We start from the raw sequence: 17751 nt of genomic DNA, 5'->3' as shown, positions 1-17751 counted from the left end.
AAGTCAACGCCGACCCGACATCGGGAGTGCCCGTGGTCCTCACCCGCCGGCCCGCCCGGGTGACCGACGACGGCGCCTGGCCCGCCACCGGGCTCACCCAGCCGGCCGGGCCGTGCGGCGCCACGAGCACGCCGCCCGAAGGCCTCACGATCGCGAAGTTCCACGCCCCCGAGATCATGTTCGGCGAAGGCGCGCTGGCCGAGGCCGGGCACGTCGCCGCGCGGCTGGGCGCCCGGCGCCCGATGCTCATCACCGATGCCGGATTGTCCGCGACACCGTGGGTCGACGAGCTGGTCGGGCACCTGCGCGCCGCCGGGCTGACGGCCACGGTGTGGGCCGACCCGACGCCGAACCCCAAGGACCACGAGATCGCCGCCGGGTACGAGCGCTACCGCGAAGCCGGGTGCGACGTCATCATGGGCCTCGGCGGCGGTTCGGTGATCGACGCGGGCAAGGGCGTCGCGCTGCTGGCCGCGAACGGCGGCGACATCCTCGACTTCGAAGGCGTGGACCGCAGCCACCAGCCGATCCCGCCGATGGTGATGATCCCGTCGACCGCGGGCACCGGGGCGGACGTCTCGCAGTTCTGCATCGTCACCGACACCACGCACAACACCAAGATCACCATCATCGGCCGCACCCTGGTGCCGGACGTCTCGATCACCGACCCGCGGCTGCTCACCACGATGCCGGACTGGCTGGCCGCCGCGACCGGGCTGGACGCGCTGACGCACGGCATCGAGGCGTTCGTGTCGAAGGCGCACAACCCGCTGACCGACCACCACGCGCTCAACTCGATCGCGCTCGTCAACGGCAACCTGGTGCGCAGCATCGACCGGCCGGCCGAGCGCTCGCCCCGGCTGCTCATGGCGCAGGCGAGCCTGGAGGCGGGGCTGGCCTTCACCAACGCGATCCTCGGCGCGGCGCACGCGATGAGCCACCAGGTCGGCGGCCTGCTCGACCTGCCGCACGGCGTCGTCAACGGGGTGCTGCTCCCCCACGTCGTCCGGTTCAACGCCCGCGCGCACCCCGCGCGGTACGTGCCGATCGCCCGCGCGCTCGGGCTGGCCGAGGACGGCACGCCGCCGGAGGAAGCCGGCCTCGCCGTCGCCGACCAGGTGCGCGCGCTCGCCGACGACGTCGGCGTGCCGAAGGGGCTCGGCGAGCTGGGCGTCACCGCCGCCCACCTGCCGGTGCTGGCCCGCAACACGCTCCACGACGCCTGCCTGGCAACCAACCCCCGCGGCGCCGGCGTGGCGGAGATCGAAGCGCTGTTCCGGGCGGCCCTGTGACCCGCGCCCCGCTCGACGACCACGACCGGCCCGGCTACCTCGCCGAGCTGACCGGCGTCCGGTCGGGCAAGCGGTCGTTCTACCCGGCCTACGTGACGTCGATCGAGCGGCTGCAAGGCGTCATCCACGCGCTGGACCGGATTTCCCGGACCCTCGTGCGGACCGTCGAGGAGCAGGACAGCCTGCTGCGCGCGACCGTCCGGACCGCCGCCGAGCACGTCGACGCGGAGTACGCGCTGTTCGCCGTCGCCGACTCCGTGCTGCCCGAAGCCGAGCCGCGGTGCACGATCATCGGCCCCGGCGGCCGTCAGCTGTCCACTGTGGACCCGATGCCGGGGTACGTGCGCGCCTGCCTGACCCGGGTGCTGGCCGGCGCACTCGACTTCGACGAGCCCGGCAACGAACCGGGCCGCCACCTGCGGGTGCCGGTGGCGCTGGAGCGCGAGGTCGTCGGCGGGCTGCTGCTGTGGGCACCGCGCGGGCGCGAGATCGACGCGACCGACGAGGCCGTGCTGCGGATCCTCGCCAGCCAGAGCGTGGTGGCGCTGCACAACTCGTCGCTGCACCGGCGCAGCGAGCGCGCGCAGCAGGAGCTGCTGGCCGCCCGGCAGCGCGAGGTGCTCGACTCCGAGCGCAACCGGATCGCGCGCGAACTGCACGACAGCGTCACGCAGTCGGTGCTGTCGGCGGGCATGCAGATCGAGCTGTGCCGCGCCGACGCGACCGGGGAGGCGGCCGAGCGGCTGGGCGTGGCCAAGGACCTCGCGCGCGGCGCGGTCGACCAGCTGCGGTCGGTCATCCACGCGCTGAGCCACGACCGCGAGCACGCCCACCACGGCCTGCCCGAGCTGCTGGAACGGCTGACCAGCGTGCACCTGCCCACCGAGCTGGCGGTGGAGCTGCGCATCGGCGGCAAGCCGGTGGACCTGCCCGCCGGCGCCGAGCACTCGCTGTTCCGCATCTGCGGCGAGGCGCTGTTCAACAGCGCGGTGCACGGCCACGCCCGCCGCGCCCTGATCCGGCTGACCTACCGCCCGGACCAAGTGGTGCTCACGGTGTCCGACGACGGCTGCGGCGAACCGGAGGTGCTGCGCCGGGTCCTGCGCGTCGCGGGCGGCCAAGACCTCGACGGCGCGCACCGCGGCCTGGCCAACATGGACGCCCGCGCCCGCGAACTGGGCGGCACGTTCTCGGTGCGCCGCTCGCGCATCGGCGGGGTCAAGATCGTCGTGGGGGTGCCGCTCGATGGCTGAGCCGATCACGATCGTCCTGGTCGACGACCACGCGATCCTGCGACAGGGCCTGCGTTCGGTCCTGGAGCGCGACCCGCTGTTCCGCATCGTCGGCGAAGCCTCGACGGCAGCGGAGGCCCAGGCGGTGGTCGCCGACCGCCGGCCGGCGGTAGTGCTGCTGGACCTCAAGCTGTCGACGTCGTCGGATTCCGAAGGCCTCGCGCTGTGCCGTTCGCTGACGACCGCCTACCCCTCGCTGGCCGTGCTGGTCCTGACGACGTTCCTCGAGGACCACTTGGTGGTGGAAGCGGTCCAGGCGGGCGCGCGGGGGTATGTGGTCAAGGACGTCGACACGACGGCGCTGGCGAACGCGATCAAAGCGGTGTCGCGCGGGGAAACCGCGTTCGACTCGCGCAGCGTGACCTCGGTGGTGCGGACGCTCTCGGGGCGGGGGCAGCCGGACGCGCAGCGCTTGACCGGGCGTGAGCTGACGGTGCTGAAGCTGCTGGCCAAGGGGCTGTCGAACCAGGCGATCGGGGCGGAGCTGTTCATTTCCCCGACCACGGCGAAGTTCCACGTCGGGAACATCATGCGGAAGCTCGAGGTGGGCAGCCGCGCGGAGGCGGTTTACGCGGCTTCGAAACGGGCGTTGATCTGAGCTTCACGTCGCTTGATCGGCCGTAGCCCGGTTGCCTTGCCTGCGGCAAATTAGCCGCATGTCCGACGACCAGCCCACACAGACCGAGAGCTTCTCCGTCTCCGGCGACAACAGCAGCACCGCCATCCAGACAGGCAACAAAATCGAATCTTTTCACCTGCCAACACCGAAACAAGATCACAAGGACCTGCGCCACTTGGCCGAGAAAGTGCGAATGCTCGTCTACCAGTTCGAATCACTCGCACCCGACCATCCGGAACTCAGGCAGCTGGCGGGCGACTCGAGGAGATCCGCCAAGCAGTCCTGGATCTTCATGGTCCGCAGAGCGCAAGACCGCATCAGCGGTGGAACTTTCCTCACGCAGCAGATGACGCCGGGTCCCCAACACCATCGAACTTCGCGCTCGTAACCATCTACCTCGACAGCTCGCCCGACGCCGAACAAGTAGAAGACGCCGTGACCACTCTCGTGGAATCGGCAGACGGCCACGTAATTTGGCGGGAAAAGCCCGCGATCGGCTCATGGTTCAGAAGGTTGGGCGCATCCTTCAAACGGATTTCGAATTCCGAAGCCGGACGGGACGCAAGAACAGCCGGAATACAAGCTGCAAGTGCACGAGTAGTCCACTCCGCGGATGCACAAAACACCGCAGTCATGTTGTGCATCAGTTGACTCCGGCACAACAGCTCACCCTCGATCAGAACCCGGACCTCGCGCGGTTGCCGCACGATGTACTTCCGGCGCTCGGGTTGTCGGAACGAGAGACGAGTTTCGAGGCCGCAGGAGTATCCGAGCTGAGCGGGAGACCGGCTGTCCAGTAGACGCACCTCACGCCACGTCGAGGACCAGCCAGCCGCCGTGGTGCTCGAAGACCGTGAACGGCACTCCCGACGTGCGCCCCCACTGCCGCAGCGCCGCGAAGTCGAAGCAGCGGACGTGCCCGAACGCCGGGTTCGGCTCGGCCTCGAACGGGACCGCCACCACCACCCGGCACCGGGCCACGCGCAGCATCTCGCGCAGCGCCGCCAGCCCGTGGGCGGCGGGCACGTGCTCCAGCAGGTGGATCGCCGTCACCGTGTCGACGCTGCCCGAGGCCAGCGGCACCGCCGCCGCGTCGCACGCCAGGACCGGGAGCGGGGTGCCGAACCAGGACGCGACGCGGGACAGCAGGCCCATCGTGCCCGGGGAGACATCCGACGCGATCGGGCGCAGGCCTCTGGCGAGCATCTGCAGCGGCAAGAACCCGAAGCAGGACCCCACATCCAGCACCGACCGGCCCCGCACCAGCTCCAGCGCCCGCGAGTGCACCGGCGCGAACTCGGCGATCGCCCCCGACGGGGCCGGGCGCCGCAACGCCGCCAAGGTGTTGGCGTAGAACACCGTCCACGCCAGCAGCGGGTCGTGGACGGTGGTGCGGACCACGCCGGTGAACAGCTCCTCGAAGTGGCCGGCCAGGAAGTCCAGCTCAGAAGCCAGGTGGCCGGCCAGGTCGTCGTCGAGCTCGTCGCCGCGGTAGCGGTGCGACACCAGCGTCCGCCTGCCCAGTGCGTACACCCGGAAGTGCGGCGTCACCCGCGCCGGCGCCAGCCGGGCGGTCAGCGCGTTCGGCACCGCGACGCCGTCTTCGTGGCAGACCAGCAGCTCGCCGCGCTCCCACCAGCCGCGGTGGCCCGGGGCCAGCGGGTCCAGGACGGCGGTCACCGGCCGGTCCTCGCCGTCGCCAGGTCGGCCGCCGCACTGTCCAAACCGGACAGGTCGCGCACCACGCGGACGCGGTCGCAGAACTCGGCGTAGGCGGGCAGGTCGCACGGCCCGAGTCCCCACGAGTAGCGCGGTTCCTGCGTGAGCCAGATGGTTTCGCGGGCCCGGCGGGTCAGTTCCTCGAAGGCGGGCAGGTCGGGGTCGTTGCCGTTGCCGCGCCCGTCCCCGAGCACCAGCACGGTCGTGCGACGCGTCACCGACGCGCCGAATTCGGCCAGGAACGTGCCGAAGACGCGGCCGTAGTCGGAGTTCGCGTCGATGTCCAGGACGTCGCCGCCGAACACGTGGCCCAGCGCCTCTTCGACGTGGTAGCGCCCGAACAGCCCGGTGATCTCGGCGAGCTCCGCGACGAACGCGAAGGTGCGCACGTGCCCGAACATCCCCTGCAGCCGGTGCACCAGGTGCAGCGTGAACCGGGCGGTCGCGCGCACCGACAGGCTGACGTCGGCGAGCACGACCAGCCGCGGCTTGTCCTCGGCCTTCGCGACCGTCACCGGCCGGAACGGAACGCCGTCGTAGCGCAGGTTGCGGCGCATCGTCCGGGCCGAGTCGACGCGCCCGCGCGCGGCCTCGCGCTTCCGGTGCGTCGGGCTCCCCCGCAGGCTCTGGACGAGCCGCCGCACCGCGGCTTCCAGCTGGTCCTGCTCGCGGCCGCCCAGCTCCCCCACCGGCGCCACGCGGCGGCCTTCCACTGTGTGCCGCAGGGACATCAGGTACTCGAGATGCCGTTTCAGCGCCTCCGGCAGGCCTGCCAGGACGCCGGCGAGGCGCGCCCGGACCGCCGCGGCGTCGTCCTCGTCGCCGCCCGGGTCGGCGGCGTCGTCGAGCCAGCCCAGCAGCGCGTCCTGCTCGGTCAGGCTCAGCTCGGCGTCCAGTGCGGTCCCCGGAGCGGTGCTCACCGCGCCGGGATCGGCGCCGTGCGTCCGGTCGACGTCGAGCCGGACGGAGTTGGAGTCCTCCAGCGAAGCCACTTCCTGCTGGGAGAACACGACCTCGTCCGTCGTGTCGTCGTCGAGCACGATCGGGTTCAGCTCGGGGTGCGGGCTGTAGCGTTCGACGAGCTTCGCCCGGTCGAACAGGTCGCCGGCCTCGGCGTCGGGGCTCTCCATGTCCGCGCGCGGCGGCCGCTGGCCGAGTTCGTCGGCTAGGGTGAACCCGTCGAGGTCCCGCGCCCGTCGCGACGGCTCACCGGCGAACCGGACGAGGGCGAAGAAGGCGTCGAACAGCTCGTCGAACCGTTCGTCGTCGCGGTGGTCCTTCACCAGCGACGTCCGCAGCGCCTCGCGGAAGAGGCCGCGCTCGGCGAGGATCCCGGGCGCGGCGGACCCGGCGAGCGCGTCGAGCACCTCCGACACCGAGACCCGCACGCCGCCCGCGCGCAGCAGCCGCGCGAAGTGGTGGACGGTCGCTTCCATCACGCCCGCCGGGGCCGGCCGAGGTTCGCGGTGAACGACCGCGCCCCCTGGCTGGTGCTGACCTGGCGGACACGGCCGTGCTCGTCGCCCGGCGCCGGCTGCTGCTTCTCGCCGTAGTAGCCGGGGCCGTGCCGCCCGGGCCGGTCGCGCTCGCCGCGCACCGCCGCGCCTTCGTTCCCGGCGGCCACCTCCTCCCCCGCGACGAGCTTCGGCAGGGCCGCGGCCGCGCGTTCGACGTCCTTGTCGTACTTCGCGACCACGGAGATCGTGTCTTCGAGCAGGCCGGGTTCGAGCTCGGTGGCGCCGAGGACGGCCAGGGTCCGGGCCCAGTCGATCGTTTCGGAGATGCTCGGCGGCTTGCGCAGGCTCAGCCCGCGCAGCCCGCGGACGACGTCGACGAGGTGCCCGGCCAGCGCGTCGGCCAGCCCGGTCTTCTTCGAGCGGATGATGTCGAGCTCGCGCGCGGCCGACGGGTAGTCGAGGAACAGGTGCAGGCAGCGCCGCTTGAGCGCGGCCGAGAGGTCACGCGTGTTGTTCGACGTCAGTACGACGAACGGCGGGTGCTCGGCGGTGAACGTGCCCAGCTCGGGCACCGAGACCTGCTGTTCGGCGAGCATTTCCAGCAGGACGGCTTCGAGCGCCTCGTCGGCGCGGTCGACCTCGTCGACCAGCAGCACCACCGGCTCGGGCGAGCGGACGGCTTCGAGCAGCGGCCGGGCGGCGAGGAACCGCTCCGAGAAGAAGACGCTGTCCTGGGCGCTGATCCGGTCGACGGCCTCGCGCAGGTCGGCCGCGTCTTCGACGATCGCCCCGATCTTCTCGCGCAGCAGCTGCGTGTAGAGCATCTGCTTGCCGTAGTCCCAGTCGTAGAGGGCCTTGGTCTCGTCCTGGCCCTCGTAGCACTGCAGGCGCAGCAGCCGGCGGCCGGTCGCGGCGGCCAGCGCCTTGGCCAGCTCGGTCTTGCCGACCCCGGCCGGGCCTTCGAGCAGCACCGGCTTACCCAGCTGGGCCTGCAGGAACACGGTGGTGGCCAGCCGCCGGTCGGCGAGGTAACCGACCTCGGCCAGCCGCGCGGCGACGTCGTCGACCGAAGCGAAACTCGTCACGGAGCGTCCCTTTCAAGACCGGGGCCCGCGGGTGCCGGAGCACCCGCGGGCCGGATTTCAGGAGAGGAAGTCGTCCAGGTCGCCGTTGAAGCAGTGGTCGACCACCGGGCGGACGGTCTCGAACGTCGTCTCCTTCGGGTTCCCCGGCGTGCAGGAGTCCCCGAGGATGTGGTGGGAGACGCGGTCGACGTCGTGGTCGTCGCCCTTGATCACGGCCGCCTGCTCGTAGAACTTCGTCGGGCCGGTGCCGAGCCGGTTCTTCGGGTGGGTGTCCGGGCGGACGTCGGTGAACTTCTCCGGGATGCCGACGTCGCGCAGCAGCCGGATCGCGGCCGCGACCGCCGCGTCGGCGGCCTTGACGTCGGTCATGCCGGTGGTGTCGACGCCGAGCGCCCCGGCGAGCTTCGCGTACCGCTTGTACGCGACCGGCAGGTTCCACGCCCACACCCGCGGCAGCGCGATGGCGTTGTTGAGGCCGTGGTGGGTGTCGTAGAAGGCGCTCACGGCGTGCGAGACCGAGTGGATGACGCCGAGGCCGCCGGAGTTGAACGCCTGCCCGGCGGTGTACTGCGCGTACATCATTCCTTCGCGCGCTTCGAGGTTGTCGCCGTGCCAGGTGGCGGCCCGCAGGTGCTGCCCGACGAGCTCGGCCGAATACAGCGCGTTGCCGAGCGAGGGGGTGAAGTTGAGCCGGGAGACGTACGGTTCCGACGCGTGGGCGAGGACGTCGAACCCGCACTGGGCGGTGAAGTGCGACGGGCAGTCGTAGTAGAGCACCGGGTCGTCCACCGCGAGGGTGACGACGGACGCGTCGTCGAAGGCGACGTACTTGTGCGGGTTGTCCGGGTCGGTCGTGGTGTCGGTGATGACGTAGGCCCACGACGTCTCGGAGCCGGTGCCCGCGGTCGTCGAGACGGCGATGTGCGGCGGGTTCTTGGGGTTCTCGCTCTTGTTGAAGCCCTCGAACTCGTTGATGTTGCGCCCGTCGTGGGCGACCGAGATGCGCGCGCCCTTGCAGGCGTCGTGCGAGGAGCCGCCGCCGATGGAGACGAACCCGTCGCAGGTGTTCTCCTGGTACAGCGCGACGGCGTCCATCACGTTGTAGTCCTTGGGGTTGGACTCCACCTGGTCGTAGAGCACCGGGTCGAGGCCGTGGTACTTGAGCGACTCGAAGAGCTTGTGCACGATGCCGGTGCCGCGCAGCCCCGACGTCATGACCAGGGGCCGCTTCATCCCCATCTTCAGGGCCTCCGGGCCGATCATCTCGTGCGCGCCCGGGCCGAGCAGCGCCCGCGGCATCGGGTGGAACTCCTTGAGCGGGAACGGCTTGATCAGTTCGTCGACCTGCATGGGGTGTCCCTTTCACGAACGGGCTTGGTGCTCCGCGACGCTATTTCCGTTGCCGGGCAAGCGAAATGGCTCACACCGGAAACCGTCCGGGCGGGACCGGAGAACCGTCCGGCCGGAGCGGGCGGGTACCTGCCCGATCGGACGGGTGCCCCGCGCTTGCGCCGCGTGTGATGATGGGAGCCCGGGGACACCGAGCGGCTCGACGAGGAGTGCGAGTGGACCTGCGGACCGAGATCGCGCAGTCGTGGCGGCGGGCGGAGCTGTCCGGGCTCTCGCCGGCGTCGTCGATCGACCGGCTGGACATCACCGACGTCGACAGCCGCAGCCGGCTCCTGCGGGCCGCGTCGCCCGTGCTGGACGAGCTGGCCCGGCAGCTGGCCGGCACCCGGTTCTGCGTCGTGCTCGCCGACGACGAGTGCCGGATCGTCGCGCGGCGGTTCACCGAACGGTCGGTCGAGCTGGCGCTGGAGAACATCAGCGCGGTGCCCGGCTGCCAGTTCCTCGAGGAGCGGACCGGGACGAACTCGCTCGCCACGCCGTTCGAGACCCGGCGCGGTGTCTCCGTCGACGGCGACGAGCACTTCCTCGAAGCCATGAAGCAGTTCACCTGCTACGGCCACCCGGTGGTGCACCCGTCGACGCGGCGGCTGGCCGGCGTCCTCGACATCACCGGCCCGGCCGGCGACGCGAACCCGCTGCTCGGGCCCTTCCTGCGGCGCGCGGTCGCCGACATCGAACGGCGGCTGCTCGACGGCGCGAAGCTCGCCGAGCAGCAGCTGCTGGCCGCGTTCCAGTCGGTGCAGCACCGGGCGTGCGCGGTGCTGGCGCTCGGCCAGGACGTCGTGCTGGCCAACACCGCGGCGACCGAGCTGGTCGACACCGCCGACCACCGGCTGCTGCAGGACCTCGGCCGCACCCAGCGCGGCCTCCGCCGCATCCGGCTGACCTCCGGCACGCCGGTGGAGGTGCGCGTCGAAGCCGTGTCGGCGAGCGCCGGGCTGCTGTTCGAGCTGGCGCCGGTGCGCCCGGCCAGCCCGGTGGTGTCCCGCCCGCGCACCGCCCGCGGGCTCTTCCCAGCGCCGATCGAGGACCGCCTCCACCGCGCCGGCCGCGCCCGCCGCCGGGTGCTCGTCTGCGGGGAGCCCGGCGCCGGCCGCAGCACGGCGGCCCGGGTGATCGCCGGGGACGAGCCGGTGCACGAGTTCGACGCGTCCGACGTCGTCGCGGGCGAAGCGGAGTGGTGCGCGCGGGTCGAGGCCGCGGCGGGTGCGCGGGGCCTGCTGGTGCTCGACGGGATCCAGCTGCTGCCGCCGCTCGCGGCCGTCCGCCTGGCCCGCCTGCTGGACACGTCGACGGCGTGGTTCGCCCTGCTCAGCGGCCCGCCGGCGGAGCTGCACGGCGAGCAGGCGACCCTGGCGGCGCGCGTGCACCGCCGGATCGAGCTGCCCCCGCTGCGGGAGCGCCGCGACGAGATCCCGGCGATCGCCCGCGAGCTGCTACGCGGCTTCGGCGCTTCGCTGCGCCTGACCCCGGGCGCGCTGGAGCTGCTGGCGTCCCAGCACTGGCCGGGCAACCTGCGCGAGCTCGAAGGCGTACTGGCGGCCGCGGCCGACCGCCGTTCGGCGGGCGACCTGACGGCGGCCGACCTCGCCCCGGACTGCACGGAGACGGGCGCGGCCCTGACCGGCTGGGAGCAGGCCGAGTACGACGTCATCGTCCGGACGCTGCGCGCGTGCGACGGCAACAAGGTCCGGGCGGCCAAGCAGCTGGGCATCAGCCGCTCCACCCTCTACAACCGGATGCGGGCGCTGCGGGTCCGCTGAGCCCGAGCGCCCCAATGTGGCGTTGGTTGCGTCCAACGCACCCAATGTGGCGTTCGGTGCGTCCAACGCACCGAACGCCACATTGGGGCGCTCTGACCGGCCGCTGACGCCGAGGTGTCCGGGATTTGGACACTCCACCCCCTCGCCTTCTCCACACAATCGAGGCACGCGCACCGCCGCACGTGGAGGAGATGGCCGTGAAGACGAAGGCAGCCGTACTGTTCGACGCCGGGAAGCCGTTCGAGATCATGGAGCTCGACCTCGACGGGCCCGGCCCCGGCGAAGTGCTCATCAAGTACACCGCCGCCGGGCTGTGCCACTCGGATCTGCACCTGATCGACAACGATCTCGTGCCGCGGTTCCCGATCATCGGCGGGCACGAGGGCGCCGGGATCATCGAAGAGGTCGGGCCGGGCGTGACCAAGGTGCAGCCCGGGGACCACGTCGTGTGCAGCTTCATCCCCAACTGCGGCACCTGCCGCTACTGCTCGACGGGCCGCCAGAACCTGTGCGACATGGGCGCCACCATCCTCGACGGCCACATGCCGGACGGCTCGTTCCGCTTCCACGGCGGCGGGCAGGACTTCGGGGCGATGTGCATGCTCGGCACGTTCTCCGAGCGCGCCACCATCTCGCAGCACTCGGTGGTCAAGGTCGACGACTGGCTGCCGCTGGAAACCGCCGTGCTCGTCGGCTGCGGGGTGCCCACCGGCTGGGCCACCGCCAACTACGCCGGCGGGGTGCGGGCCGGGGACACCACCGTCGTCTACGGGATCGGCGGCATCGGCATCAACGCCGTGCAGGGCGCCGCGCACGCCGGGGCGAAGTACGTCGTCGCGGTCGATCCGGTGGAGTTCAAGCGGGAGACGGCGCTGAAGTTCGGGGCCACGCACGCCTTCGCCACCGCCGCCGAAGCCGCCGAGAAGGTCAGCGAGCTGACCTGGGGCCAGCTGGCCGACCAGGCGCTGATCACCGTCGGCACGGTCGACGAGGAGGTCGTCAGCGCCGCGTTCGACGTCGTCGGCAAGGGCGGGACCGTCGTCATCACCGGGCTCGCCAACCCCGAGAAGCTCACCGTGCACCTGTCCGGCGCCGTGCTGACGCTGTTCGAAAAGACGGTCAAGGGCACGCTGTTCGGCTCGGCGAACCCGCAGTACGACATCGTCCGGCTGCTGCGGCTCTACGACGCCGGCAAGCTCAAGCTCGACGAGCTGGTCACCCGCAAGTACACCCTGGAGCAGGTCAACGAGGGCTACCAGGACCTGCGGGACGGCAAGAACATCCGCGGCGTGATCGTCCACGCGTGACGGACGGCGTCCACAGTGGACCTCGACGCACCGTACCGGGTCAACCCGCGGGAGCCCTTCGAGGCGCTCGCCCACCACTGCGAGCGCCGTGACGGGTGCTTGCTCGGCGCCCCGGACGTGGTCCGCTTCGTCCGGGAGCTGGCGATGCACGCCACCGCCCGCGACGCGCTCGACGCCGCGGAACTCGGCGAGACGAGCCGGGCCCGGGTGGTGGCGGCGCTGGAACACCTCGCCGCCACCGGCGTCATCGTCGCCGTCCCGTGAACCACGGTGGCCACCACGATCCCGGCGTGGTGGCCACCGGCCTCACGGCCGCGGGGCGTTGCGCAGGTTGGCCCGCGCCAGGTCGACCATCTTGCCGACGCCGCCGTTGAGCACCGTCTTCGTCGCGCCGAGGGCGAACCCGCGCACCATCTCGCCGGTGATCCGCGGCGGGATCGACAGCGCGTTCGGGTCGGTGACGACCTCGACAACCGCCGGGCCGGGGTGCGCGAACGCCTTCTCCAGCGCGCCGCGCACGTCGGCCGGGTCCTCGACGCGCTCGGCGAAGATGCCGCACGCCGCCGCGATGGCCGCGAAGTTCACCGGCGCGTGGTCGGTGCCGAAGTCCGGGAGGCCGTCGACGAGCATCTCCAGCTTCACCATGCCGAGCGTGGCGTTGTTGAACACCACCACCTTCACCGGCACGTCGTAGGCCGGCAGCGTCAGCAGGTCGCCCATCAGCATGGCGAGCCCGCCGTCGCCCGAGAGCGACACGACCTGGCGGCCCGGCTGGGACAGCTGCGCGCCGATCGCGTGCGGCAGCGCGTTCGCCATGCTGCCGTGCCGGAACGAGCCGAGCACCCGGCGGCGGCCGTTGGGGGTCAGGTAGCGCGCGGCCCAGACGTTGCCCATGCCGGTGTCGACGGTGAACACGGCGTCGTCGGCCGCGACCTCGTCGAGCACCGAAGCGACGTACTCCGGGTGGATCGGACGGCGCTGCTCGATCTTCCCCGTGTACGCGCCGACGACCTTCTCCAGCTTCCGCACGTGCTCGCGCAGCATCCGGTCGAGGAACGCCCGGTCGGTGCGCGGCCGCAGCAGCGGCAGCAGCGCCTTCAGCGTCTCCTTGACGTCGCCGTGCACGGCCAGGTCCAGCGGCGTGCGGCGGCCGAGGCGCGAAGCGTCGTGGTCGACCTGGATCGTGCGGGCCTGCGGGAGGAACTTGTCGTACGGGAAGTCCGTGCCCAGCAACACGATCCGGTCGGCCTCGTGCATCGCGTCATAGCAGGCGCCGTAGCCGAGCAGGCCGCTCATGCCGACGTCGAACGGGTTGTCGTACTGGATCCATTCCTTGCCGCCGAGCGAGTGCCCGACCGGCGCGGCGAGCTTTTCCGCCAGCGCCATGACTTCTTCGTGCGCGCCGCGGACGCCCGCGCCCGCGAACAGCATCACCTTCTCCCCCGAGTTCAGCAGGTCGGCGAGCTCCCGCACGGTCTCCGAAGACGGCACCGGCGGCGACGGCTCGACCAGCGGAAGCCGCTCGGTCAGCGGGCCGGTGGCCTTGCGGTCGGCGAGGTCGCCCGGGATGGTCAGCACCGCGACGCCGCCCTTGCCGACGGCGGCCTGGGTGGCGATGCGCAGTAGCCGCGGCAGCTGCGCCGGGTCCGCGACGACCTCGCTGAAGTGGCTGCACTCGGCGAAGAGCCGGTCCGGGTGGGTCTCCTGGAAGAACCCGGTGCCGATCTGGTTCGACGGGATGTGCGACGCGATCGCCAGCACCGGCGCGCCCGAGCGGTGCGCGTCGAACAGGCCGTTGATCAGGTGCAGGTTGCCCGGCCCGCAGCTGCCCGCGCACACCGCGAGCTTGCCGGTGACCTGCGCTTCCGCCGCCGCGGCGAACGCGGCCGTCTCCTCGTGGCGGACGTGCACCCACTCGATGCCGTCGAGGCGGCGCACGGCGTCGACGATCGGGTTCAGGCTGTCCCCGACGATGCCGTAGATGCGCTCGACGCCCGCGTCCCGCAACGTCCTGACCAGTTGTTCTGCCACCGTAGCCATGACTCCAGCGTGCCCGCGCGCCGCTCATGCGTCCAATGCCTGATTGGCTGAATTTCCATACACTGGAGGCATGGACGTCCAGACGCTGCGGCTCTTCCGCCAGGTCGCCGGCGGCGCGACCGTCACGGAGACCGCGGCCGGGGCCCACCTCACCCAGCCCGCGCTGTCCCGGGCGCTGCGGCGGCTGGAGCACGAGGCCGGCGCCGAGCTGTTCCGCCGGTCCGGGCGGCTGCTGCGGCTGACCCCGGCCGGGCACGCCTTCAAGCGGCACGTCGAGGCCGTGCTCGACCAGCTGGACCAGGGCCTGCGCGAAGTCGGCGAGATCGTCGCGCCGGGCACCGGGGTCGTGCCGCTGGCCTTCCTGCACACGTTCGGGACCTGGCTGGTGCCCGATGTCCTGCGGGGCTTCCTGCTCGAGCACCCCGGCGCCCGCTTCGAACTGCGCCAGCACGGCGAGGCCGGGCTGGAGGCGGAGCTGCTCGACGGCACCGCCGACCTCGTCCTCACCAGCGGCGACCCCGGGCACCCCCAGCTGCACTGGGAACGCCTGCTCGTCGAGCCACTGCGGCTGGCGGTCCCGCCACGGCACCGGTTGGCCCGGCGCCGCCGGGTGCGCCTCGCCGATCTCGCGGACGAAACGTTCATCCTCCTGCGGCCCGGTTACGCGTTGCGCGAAACGACCGAGCGCCTGTGCGCCGAGGCCGGGTTCACCCCACGCATCGGCTTCGAAGGCGACGAGGTCGAGACGCTGCGCGGCCTCGTCACCGCCGGGCTCGGCGTGTCCGTGCTGCCGCTGCCGCACGCCGCGGAATTCCCGGCGCCGCACCTGGAACTGACCGATGTGGACGCCGCACGCGACATCGGGCTCGCGTGGGCGAGCGGGCGGACTCTCCCGCCGTTGAGCGAAACCTTCCGGAAGTACGTGCTCGAACGTCCACAAGGGACGATGTGAGAATCGCCGTACGACCACGCAAAGTGACCGCCGGTGTGACAGGGTGGGGGCATGGCCGCGCTGAGATCCTTCCTGACCTCCTGGACCTCCGTCACCCCCGTGCTCGGCATCCTCGTGCTCGCGCTGGCCTGGGGCCGCGACCTCGGCCCGGTCTTCGTGGCGATCGTGGCGATCGCGCTCGGGGCGACCGTGCTGGCCGCGGTCCACCACGCGGAGGTCGTCGCGCACCGCGTCGGCGAACCGTTCGGCTCGCTCGTGCTCGCGGTCGCGGTCACCGTCATCGAAGTCGCGCTGATCGTCACCATGATGGTGTCCGGCGGCCCGGAAGCCGGCTCGCTGGCGCGCGACACCGTGTTCGCCGCGGTCATGATCACGACCAACGGCATCGTCGGCATCTCCCTGCTCGTCGGCGCCCGCCGCTACGGCGTCACCCTCTTCAACCCCGAAGGCAGCGGCGCCGCGCTCGCCACGGTCGCGACGCTGGCCGCGCTGAGCCTCGTGCTGCCGACGTTCACCTCCAGCACCCCCGGCCCGGCGTTCTCCTCGGCGCAGCTGACGTTCGCCGCCGTCGCTTCGCTGGCGCTGTACGCCACGTTCGTGCTGACGCAGACCGTGCGCCACCGCGACTTCTTCCTCCCCGTGGCGGCCGACGGCGAGGTCAAGGAGGACGACCACGCCGACCCGCCGTCCGGCCGGGCGGCGCTGGGCAGCCTCGCGCTCCTGCTGGTGGCCCTGGTCGCGGTCGTCGGCCTGGCGAAGGTGGAGTCCCCGGCGATCGAGGCGGGCGTCCGCGCGGCCGGCTTCCCGCAGTCGTTCGTCGGCGTGGTGATCGCGCTCCTGGTGCTGCTCCCGGAAACCCTCGCGGCGACGCGCGCGGCCCAGCGCGACCGGATGCAGATCAGCCTCAACCTCGCCTACGGCTCGGCGATCGCGAGCATCGGCCTGACCATCCCGGCGATCGCGCTGGCGTCGGTGTGGCTGCCGGGCGAGCTGCTGCTCGGCCTCGGCTCGACGCAGATCGTGCTGCTGGCCCTGACCGTGGTGGTGAGCGTCCTGACGGTCGTCCCCGGCCGCGCGACCCGTCTCCAGGGCGGCGTGCACCTGGTCCTGCTGGCCGGCTTCCTGGTGCTGGCCGTCAACCCCTGACCCGCGTCGGCCCGGGAAGACATGAACGCCCCTTTCACCTCGCCGGACGTCAGGGTCCCGGCAAAGTCGGATCAGCACGGCCGATCCGGCTGCCCGCACGTCATGAACGGGTCGTTCACCTCACCAGACGACCTGAACGAGTCGTTCACGACATCACGGCCGGGGTCCCGGCAACGTCACGCGGCCGGGCCGCTCTGCCGCCGGTGACCCGCTCGCCCGACGTCTTGAATGACTCATTCAGGTCTTCGGCGGTCCTGGCTCGTAAATCGAGGTGACCGTGGGCGCGCGGTAGCGCCCCCGGCGCAGCGCAGCGGAGCCGGGGCCTGGACCTGGGCCCGGGTGGTGGGCTAGGCGGCGTGAGGTCGCAGGGTGACGTGCTGGCCGGTGAGGCGTTCGAGGTCACGGATGAGGGTGCGGCGGCGACGTTGCGTGGTGTACCGGTCGGCGTAGTAGCCCTGGCCGAGGTCCTGGTAACGGGCTCCGGGGTCGGACAGCAGATGCCAGATGATCTTGAGGACGGAGTTGCCGACGGCGGTGATGGCGCGTTTCTTGCCGCGGCGGCGCACCAGACGCCGGTAGCGTTCCCCGAGGAAGGTGCGGGTGCGAGAGAGACCGGCCACGACTTCGCCCAGGGTCCCGGCCAGCCACGGGTTGCCTTTGCCGGTGGAGCCGTAGCCGGTGGTAGCGGCGGACTGATGCGCGATCGGGGCGAATTTGGCCCACGAGACCAGATGCCCCGGGCTGGGGAACCGGGTCATGTCGACCCCGATCTCGGCGATCAGTTCCTGGGCGGAGATGATCCCGATCCCGGTAATCTCATCCAGCCGCTGCGCGGCGGCGCGAAAGGGAGCCATCGCCTCCTCGATCGCGGCGTTGACCTTCTCGACATCGGCGCTGATCCGGTCGATCCGGTCGATCATCGTGCGGGTCAGGAACGCATGGTGGTCGGTGAAATGCCCGGTCAGCGCCTCTTCCAGTACCCCGATCTTGGTGCGCATCCGGGTCCTGGCCAGCTGCGCCAGCACCCGCGGGTTCCGTTGCCCGCCGATCATGGCCTCCAGCATCTCCCGGCCGGAGACACCCAGGATGTCGCTGATCACGCTGGAGAGTTTGATCTGGGCGTCTTCCAGCAGTTTCTCCAGCCGTTGCTTCTCCCGGGTCCGGTCCTGGATCAGGGTGCGGCGATACCGGGTCAGATCCCGCAGCTGCCGGATCGGGGCGGGATGGACCAGGCTGGGCCGGCACATCCCGCGCTCGACGACCTTGGCCAGCCAGACCGCGTCCAGGGTGTCGGTCTTCGGGCGGCCGGGCAGATGCTTGACGTGCTTGGGGTTGAGCAGCCAGCAGTCGAACCCTTCGGCTTCCAGCAGGTAGAACACCGGCTTCCAGTAGGAACTGGTGGCCTCCATCGCCACCAGGGTCACCCGCTCGGCCCGCAACCAGTCCGCCAGTTCCAGCAACGACCGGGAAAACGTGTCATAGGAGCGGACCTCCTGCTGGCGTCGGCCCGGCCGGTCCGAGGGCACCCGCACACACGCGACCAGACCGGCCTTGCCCAGATCCACCCCGGCCACGCGTTCGATGATCTGGTCGAGTTCGTCCACCTCTTCCACGACTCACCTCGCTTCGGTCTCGCATCAGCGACAACGGCGGTCACCCGGGGAGCCAG

The 17751-nt window shown here is 71.6% G+C and carries 15 protein-coding genes; 9 read left to right on the top strand and 6 right to left on the bottom strand.

Annotation, left to right across the window (positions count from 1 at the left end; translation table 11 throughout):
• The first annotated feature begins 32 nt into the window (after positions 1 to 32).
• The 4 genes from H4696_RS08620 to H4696_RS08605 are packed head-to-tail and all read left to right on the top strand — an operon-like array spanning position 33 to position 3591.
• Positions 33 to 1292 (top strand): iron-containing alcohol dehydrogenase, encoded by a 1260-nt coding sequence (locus tag H4696_RS08620; protein WP_249027112.1) that lies wholly within the window; start codon positions 33 to 35, stop codon positions 1290 to 1292.
• A complete protein-coding gene (locus H4696_RS08615; protein ID WP_086862843.1) occupies positions 1289 to 2545 on the top strand; it encodes a GAF domain-containing sensor histidine kinase in 1257 nt (418 codons plus the stop codon). The genes H4696_RS08620 and H4696_RS08615 overlap by 4 nt, the downstream gene beginning before the upstream one ends.
• Positions 2538 to 3182 carry a MadR family response regulator transcription factor gene (locus H4696_RS08610; protein ID WP_192782174.1) on the top strand — a complete coding sequence of 215 codons (645 nt, stop codon included), beginning with the start codon at positions 2538 to 2540 and terminating at the stop codon, positions 3180 to 3182. Before H4696_RS08615 ends, H4696_RS08610 begins: the two co-directional genes overlap by 8 nt.
• A 58-nt stretch (positions 3183 to 3240) precedes the next feature.
• The gene (locus H4696_RS08605) at positions 3241 to 3591 is read left to right on the top strand and encodes a hypothetical protein (protein WP_086863002.1); all 351 of its coding nucleotides are present in this window, start codon (positions 3241 to 3243) and stop codon (positions 3589 to 3591) included.
• Between the two features lie 419 nt (positions 3592 to 4010).
• Here H4696_RS08605 and mftM read toward each other — a convergent pair whose 3' ends face one another.
• Genes mftM through mdo form a run of 4 tightly spaced genes read right to left on the bottom strand, consistent with a single transcriptional unit; the run spans position 4011 to position 8814 of the window.
• Positions 4011 to 4883 carry a mycofactocin oligosaccharide methyltransferase MftM gene (mftM, locus tag H4696_RS51040; protein WP_086863001.1) on the bottom strand — a complete coding sequence of 291 codons (873 nt, stop codon included), beginning with the start codon at positions 4881 to 4883 and terminating at the stop codon, positions 4011 to 4013.
• Entirely contained in the window at positions 4880 to 6358 is a 1479-nt protein-coding gene (locus H4696_RS08595) for a VWA domain-containing protein (RefSeq protein WP_086863000.1), read from the bottom strand. Before H4696_RS08595 ends, mftM begins: the two co-directional genes overlap by 4 nt.
• A complete protein-coding gene (locus H4696_RS08590) occupies positions 6358 to 7464 on the bottom strand; it encodes an AAA family ATPase (RefSeq protein WP_086862999.1) in 1107 nt (368 codons plus the stop codon). Before H4696_RS08590 ends, H4696_RS08595 begins: the two co-directional genes overlap by 1 nt.
• 57 nt (positions 7465 to 7521) lie before the next feature.
• Positions 7522 to 8814, bottom strand: a complete 1293-nt coding sequence (mdo, locus tag H4696_RS08585) for an NDMA-dependent methanol dehydrogenase (RefSeq protein ID WP_086862998.1) — start codon at positions 8812 to 8814, stop codon at positions 7522 to 7524.
• A gap of 215 nt (positions 8815 to 9029) precedes the next feature.
• On the opposite strand from mdo, the gene H4696_RS08580 reads away from it, so the two are divergent.
• The 3 genes from H4696_RS08580 to mftB all read left to right on the top strand — a co-directional run bounded on the left by H4696_RS08580 (position 9030) and on the right by mftB (position 12208).
• Entirely contained in the window at positions 9030 to 10637 is a 1608-nt protein-coding gene (locus H4696_RS08580; RefSeq protein ID WP_249027128.1) for a sigma-54-dependent Fis family transcriptional regulator, read from the top strand.
• 197 nt (positions 10638 to 10834) lie between these two features.
• Positions 10835 to 11944, top strand: coding sequence for an NDMA-dependent alcohol dehydrogenase (locus H4696_RS08575; protein ID WP_086863003.1), 1110 nt, complete (start codon positions 10835 to 10837; stop codon positions 11942 to 11944).
• 15 nt (positions 11945 to 11959) lie between these two features.
• Positions 11960 to 12208 (top strand): mycofactocin biosynthesis chaperone MftB, encoded by a 249-nt coding sequence (mftB, locus tag H4696_RS08570; protein WP_086862997.1) that lies wholly within the window; start codon positions 11960 to 11962, stop codon positions 12206 to 12208.
• Between the two features lie 42 nt (positions 12209 to 12250).
• Here the strand turns inward: mftB and H4696_RS08565 are convergent, their stop codons facing one another.
• Entirely contained in the window at positions 12251 to 13984 is a 1734-nt protein-coding gene (locus H4696_RS08565; protein ID WP_086862996.1) for a pyruvate dehydrogenase, read from the bottom strand.
• A 70-nt stretch (positions 13985 to 14054) separates the two neighbouring features.
• Between H4696_RS08565 and H4696_RS08560 the strand changes: the two genes are divergently transcribed.
• Both H4696_RS08560 and H4696_RS08555 read left to right on the top strand, forming a co-directional pair.
• The gene (locus H4696_RS08560; protein WP_086862995.1) at positions 14055 to 14936 is read left to right on the top strand and encodes a LysR family transcriptional regulator; all 882 of its coding nucleotides are present in this window, start codon (positions 14055 to 14057) and stop codon (positions 14934 to 14936) included.
• 51 nt (positions 14937 to 14987) lie between these two features.
• The gene (locus H4696_RS08555) at positions 14988 to 16082 is read left to right on the top strand and encodes a calcium:cation antiporter (protein ID WP_086862994.1); all 1095 of its coding nucleotides are present in this window, start codon (positions 14988 to 14990) and stop codon (positions 16080 to 16082) included.
• 347 nt (positions 16083 to 16429) lie between these two features.
• On the opposite strand, the gene H4696_RS08550 is transcribed toward H4696_RS08555, so the two are convergent.
• Positions 16430 to 17686: an IS110 family RNA-guided transposase gene (locus H4696_RS08550; protein ID WP_338078659.1), complete on the bottom strand. Its 1257-nt coding sequence runs from the start codon at positions 17684 to 17686 to the stop codon at positions 16430 to 16432.
• Positions 17687 to 17751: the final 65 nt, after the last annotated feature.

It is taken from the genome of Amycolatopsis lexingtonensis (assembly GCF_014873755.1).
GTDB classification, from domain to species: domain Bacteria; phylum Actinomycetota; class Actinomycetes; order Mycobacteriales; family Pseudonocardiaceae; genus Amycolatopsis; species Amycolatopsis lexingtonensis.
This window is presented reverse-complemented; position numbering and strand designations above follow the sequence as displayed.

Bases quoted from the DNA above. Each gene is read 5' to 3' on its own strand.
- H4696_RS08610 (WP_192782174.1), top strand. From the start codon at position 2,538: ATGGCTGAGCCGATCACGATCGTCCTGGTCGACGACCACGCGATCCTG.
- H4696_RS08605 (WP_086863002.1), top strand. From the start codon at position 3,241: ATGTCCGACGACCAGCCCACACAGACCGAGAGCTTCTCCGTCTCCGGC.
- H4696_RS08595 (WP_086863000.1), bottom strand. From the start codon at position 6,358: ATGGAAGCGACCGTCCACCACTTCGCGCGGCTGCTGCGCGCGGGCGGC.
- mdo (WP_086862998.1), bottom strand. From the start codon at position 8,814: ATGCAGGTCGACGAACTGATCAAGCCGTTCCCGCTCAAGGAGTTCCAC.
- H4696_RS08565 (WP_086862996.1), bottom strand. From the start codon at position 13,984: ATGGCTACGGTGGCAGAACAACTGGTCAGGACGTTGCGGGACGCGGGC.
- H4696_RS08560 (WP_086862995.1), top strand. From the start codon at position 14,055: ATGGACGTCCAGACGCTGCGGCTCTTCCGCCAGGTCGCCGGCGGCGCG.
- H4696_RS08555 (WP_086862994.1), top strand. From the start codon at position 14,988: ATGGCCGCGCTGAGATCCTTCCTGACCTCCTGGACCTCCGTCACCCCC.